The organism is Vibrio sp. 10N.286.49.C3, assembly GCF_041469545.1.
Classification (GTDB): Bacteria; Pseudomonadota; Gammaproteobacteria; order Enterobacterales; family Vibrionaceae; genus Vibrio; species Vibrio tasmaniensis_A.
In genome coordinates this window covers 1-4,519 of record NZ_JBFRKT010000103.1, presented here as the reverse complement: position 1 = coordinate 4,519, position 4,519 = coordinate 1, and the positions used below count along the sequence as shown (strand labels likewise).

3 protein-coding genes and 1 pseudogene are annotated in these 4,519 nt (G+C 45.6%); 1 reads left to right on the top strand and 3 read right to left on the bottom strand.

Annotated elements, in window-relative coordinates:
• Positions 1-56: 56 nt before the first annotated feature.
• A pseudogene (locus tag AB4180_RS22655) lies at positions 57-275 on the top strand (hypothetical protein); the annotation flags it as partial.
• A gap of 87 nt (positions 276-362) precedes the next feature.
• Here the strand turns inward: AB4180_RS22655 and AB4180_RS22650 are convergent.
• The 3 genes from AB4180_RS22650 to AB4180_RS22640 all read right to left on the bottom strand — a co-directional run.
• Positions 363-1,586, bottom strand: coding sequence for a DUF819 domain-containing protein (locus tag AB4180_RS22650; protein WP_009845595.1), 1,224 nt, complete (start codon positions 1,584-1,586; stop codon positions 363-365).
• 526 nt (positions 1,587-2,112) lie between these two features.
• Positions 2,113-3,996: a monovalent cation:proton antiporter-2 (CPA2) family protein gene (locus AB4180_RS22645; protein ID WP_102248832.1), complete on the bottom strand. Its 1,884-nt coding sequence runs from the start codon at positions 3,994-3,996 to the stop codon at positions 2,113-2,115.
• Positions 3,997-3,999: 3 nt separating this feature from the next.
• On the bottom strand, positions 4,000-4,519 hold a 520-nt coding region (locus tag AB4180_RS22640), incomplete at its 5' end, for an NAD(P)H-dependent oxidoreductase (protein ID WP_372082010.1).

The window sequence follows — 4,519 nt, the reverse complement described above, 5'->3', positions numbered from 1 at the left end:
GAAACGCACGAAATGGGGCTGCTCTGTCTCTAAACTGAATTACGCAACAAAGCCGCTCTGCGCCGACATTCTCGTATGATTGGAATAAGGATCAGGCGGAAATTCCGTTGAATATAAGCGTAAGCAAGACTACTGTGTTGAACGGACGTCCTTGGAAGTTTGGCATTGAAGCGAACTATTACCTTGAGAAAGACGAAGAAACGCGTCCAGATTTTATGTTGAGCTTTAATATCAGCCCAGTTGTTGAAAATAAGCTGGCGTCTTTGTTCGATTAAGCCGTTATTTGAAATACAGTTTTAGAAACGAAAAAGGCTGAACGATCATCGTTCAGCCTTTTGTGTTATTGGATTGAAGCGATTCTATTAACCCGCAGCAGCCTGCATGATGAGACCACAGATGTAAGCGCCGTATGTACCGAGAGCGTAACCCAATACTGCCATTAGGATACCTACTGGCGCCAGTGCTGGGTGGAATGCAGCTGCTACGATAGGAGCCGATGCTGCGCCGCCAACGTTAGCTTGGCTACCGACAGCCATGAAGAACAGTGGTGCACGGATAAGCTTCGCCATCACAATCATTAGAATGGCATGGATAGTTAGCCATGTGATACCAATGAAGAAGTAGCCTGGATTGTCTAAGATAGCCGTCACATCCATTTGCATACCGATGGTTGCAACTAGGATGTAGATGAACGCTGAACCAACTTTAGACGCGCCGCTGTGCTCAAGGCTGCGTGTAGATTTGAAGCATGAAGCGATGAGCGCGAACGTTGTCACCATTACGATTAACCAGAAGAAGCCTGATGTAAGGCTGTATTTCGCGAGTTCTGGAGCGTTGGTCGAGATCCAAGGTGCGATTAGGTCACTGAATAAGTGAGCTAGGCCGGTAAGACCGAACGCAATTCCCGTGATCTTCATTAAATCTGTTGTGGTTGTTGGGCGAGCGTTCTCTTCTTGGTATTTAGAAACCGTCTCTTTTAGCTCTTCAATAGATGAAGTATCTGCTTTTAACCATGCATCAATCTTCTTCTGGCGGCCTGCCATGATAAGCAATACAGCCATCCAAATGTTCGCACAGATAACATCAACCGTAATCATTGCAGAGAATAACTGATCATCAACCTCGAACACTTCTTTCATTGCTGCTTGGTTTGCACCGCCGCCAATCCAAGAGCCAGCAACAGTTGTAAGGCCGCGCCATACATCGCCAGATACAAGGTCAGGGTTAACTTGGTCGATAATTAGAATCGCTAAAGGCCCGCCAATGATAATGCCGACAGTACCGGTTAGGAACATGATGACGGCTTTGGAACCAAGGCCAAATATTTTACGAAGGTCTGCTGAGATGATAAGAAGAACGAGAGCACTCGGTAATAGGTAGCGACTTGCAACGAAGTATAGCTTTGAGTTTGACGCATCGATGATGCCTAAACTATTCAATAGAGAAGGAACAAAGTAACAGAGCAATAGACCCGGAACGAACGAGTAGAATTTTTTCAGTGCGCTATTTTGGCTACTTTCCGTGATAAAAACACCGCCAAGAATAACAGCTAACATGCCCATTATTACTGCATCATTAGTAATCATTATTATATCTCCTTTAAGGTGAGCGCAACCGCCTCACTTTTTGAAGTGCAGGACTATACCGACAACTGGCATGCGTTACAAATTGTAACGACAGACACACTTTGAAACGTTTGTGTTAATTTTTATGATTTGAGTTTGTGAATACGGAACGTTAATTATTGGCGATGTGAATGCTTTGATGGCGGCTTGTGAGGCGTGTTTAGATATATGCAATGTAACTCAAACGTTAGAGGATGGTCGCTACGAATTAGAACGACGACTGAAGGGCTTAAAAGAATGCATATATACCCGCATTGACGGTATGGTTTATGTTGAGAGGTAATGTTTTATAAATGTAAAAAGTGAATTCATTTTTGACGGGTAGCTTGAGATTGAAAATTATAACTGGATCACATAAATGTCGTGGTTCATCTGATTTAGGTTCCGTGTTTTGGCTTCATCGGTCGTGCTATTCGTATTTAGAGAATGAAAAAGCGACCCGAAAGCCGCTTTTTGAGTGGTTGTTAACCTCGAATTTGAGCTCTGCTTAGGTTTGTTCTTCCTCAAAGCCATCTGCATAGCCTTTCGGTGGCGGTGTCCAACCTCGTTCTGAGCGAGAGTGCTTGTCTGAACGGTCTTTTTTCATGTCTTCTTTCATTGCTTCTTCAAGGTGAATGAAGATTTGTCGGTAGTTGTTGTCGTAACGTGGGTTCTCTTCCGCTTCAGACCAAGCTTGGTATAGTTTTTCAGACTTACGGCTTTCAACACGTTGATACGTTGATTTTTGCTGTTCAACGAAGAATGGATGGTGCCCTAAAGAACGTAGAGCTTCTGCGCCCATTTCGAGTGCCGAGTGGTACGTTTCTGAGACTACAGAATCTGCACCAGCTTCTCGTAGGCGGTAACTGTGACCACGGTCGAACGCACGCGCTAAAATTTTCACTTTAGGGTAGGTGTGTTTAACGTATTTTACTAATTCAACGCTTGAGTCTTGGTTATCGATAGCGACGACAAACATTGCGGCTTCTTCGATCCCTGCTGTATGCAATAAGTCATGACGAGTCGCATCACCAAAGTAAGATTTGATGTTGATAGAGCGAAGTAAATCGACTTGGTTGGCTTGGTGATCCAAAACCACAGTCTTGACATCATTCGACACCAATAAGCGGTTAACGATTTGACCGAATCGGCCAATACCAGCAATGATCACCGTACCTTTCTCTTCGATAGTATCGGCTTCTCGGTCGTTAGACTTTTGCTCGTAACGAGGAAGTATCACTTTATCAAATAGAATGAATAAGCCTGGTGTTAGGAACATTGAAAGAGCAACAACCAGCGACAGAGTTTGGACTATATCAGCAGGCAATACGTGGTTTTGAGCCGAGAAGCTCAGTAGTACAAAACCAAATTCACCGGCTTGCGCCAAGCTCAACGCCAATGTAAATAACACCGTGGCTTTAAGTAGCATAACGCCAAGAGTGAGGCCAATGATCAAACCAAAGTCGTTGAATAGAACATCAAAGTTGATGCCCGCACCTACCGTAATGAAGAACAAGCCAAGTAGCAGCCCTTTGAATGGGTCGATATTAGACTCAAGCTCGTGGCGGAATTCACTGTTTGCCAATACCACACCGGCAAGGAAGGTTCCTAAAGCGGGTGACAGGCCGACTAGGCTCATTAGTGCAGCAATACCAATAACCAACATCAGCGCGGTTGCGGTAAAGATTTCACGCAGGCCGGAGCTTGCCACAAAGCGGAACAGTGGACGACTCAAGAAGTGCCCGCCGACCACAACAATCGCAATAGATGCTGTAATCACAAGGCCATAAGCCCAGCCGGGTAGGCCAGCAACAAGACTCAACTCTTCATGGTGATCAGAAGCCGAAGCGACCGCGCTTTGTGCAGCTTCGATTAATTCTGGCAACGCTAATAGAGGGATGAATGCTAACATAGGGATGACGGCAATATCTTGAAACAGTAAGACCGAGAAAGCATTCTTGCCGCCTTCTGTCTTGGAGAGCCCTTTCTCATTAAAGGTTTGGAGAACAATCGCGGTAGATGACAGTGCGAAGATCAAACCGATAGTCAGCGCGATCGTCCAAGGTTGCCCGAAGAACAGAGCAATCCCCATGACTATGGCCGTTGTGCCACCGACTTGTAGGCCGCCGAGCCCCATCAGGCGGTTTCTCATTGCCCAAAGCATCTTCGGCTCAAGCTCAAGCCCGACCAAGAACAGCATCATTACTACACCGAATTCGGCAAAGTGTTGAATGGTCGTGGTCTCTTCACCCACTAAGCCGATGATTGGGCCAATCACCACACCGGCAATCAGGTAACCAAGCACAGAGCCGAGGCCAAGCCTTTTGGCGATAGGGACGGCGATGACTGCCGCGAGCAAATAGATAAATGCTTGTAGAAAATATCCTGTCATGATCTAACCTCTGCTCATCATTTCATCGACATAATGGTTTAGCTTTTCAGCCTTGCTTGCCTTTTTAAGATCGACTTCGCCCGCAACAAAAGCCTCTAAAAGCGATTTGTAGCTATTTACATGATCTTGAATTCGGCCTTCTTCTAACGCAGTACGTGAACCAAACAAAGCCAATGGAGCCAAGTAGTTCATGCCGCACAAAGACGCCGTTTGTTCGATTGGGTGAAGCAGTTCACGGATGGTGAAGTGGTTATAACCGTCAGTTTGATAAGCCTCTTTTTTGCCGCCAGCGGTGATACTGCATAACAAGCTCTTACCTTGCAGTTCATTACCGTCGGTGCCGTAAGCAAATCCGTATTCTAGGACGAGGTCTTGCCACTCTTTAAGAATCGCGGGTGTTGAGTACCAATATAGTGGGAATTGAAAAATGATGATGTCATGGTCCAACAGGCGTTTCTGCTCACGATCGATATTGATCTTGAAGGTCGGGTATTCAGCATAAAGATGGCTTTGTTGCGTAATT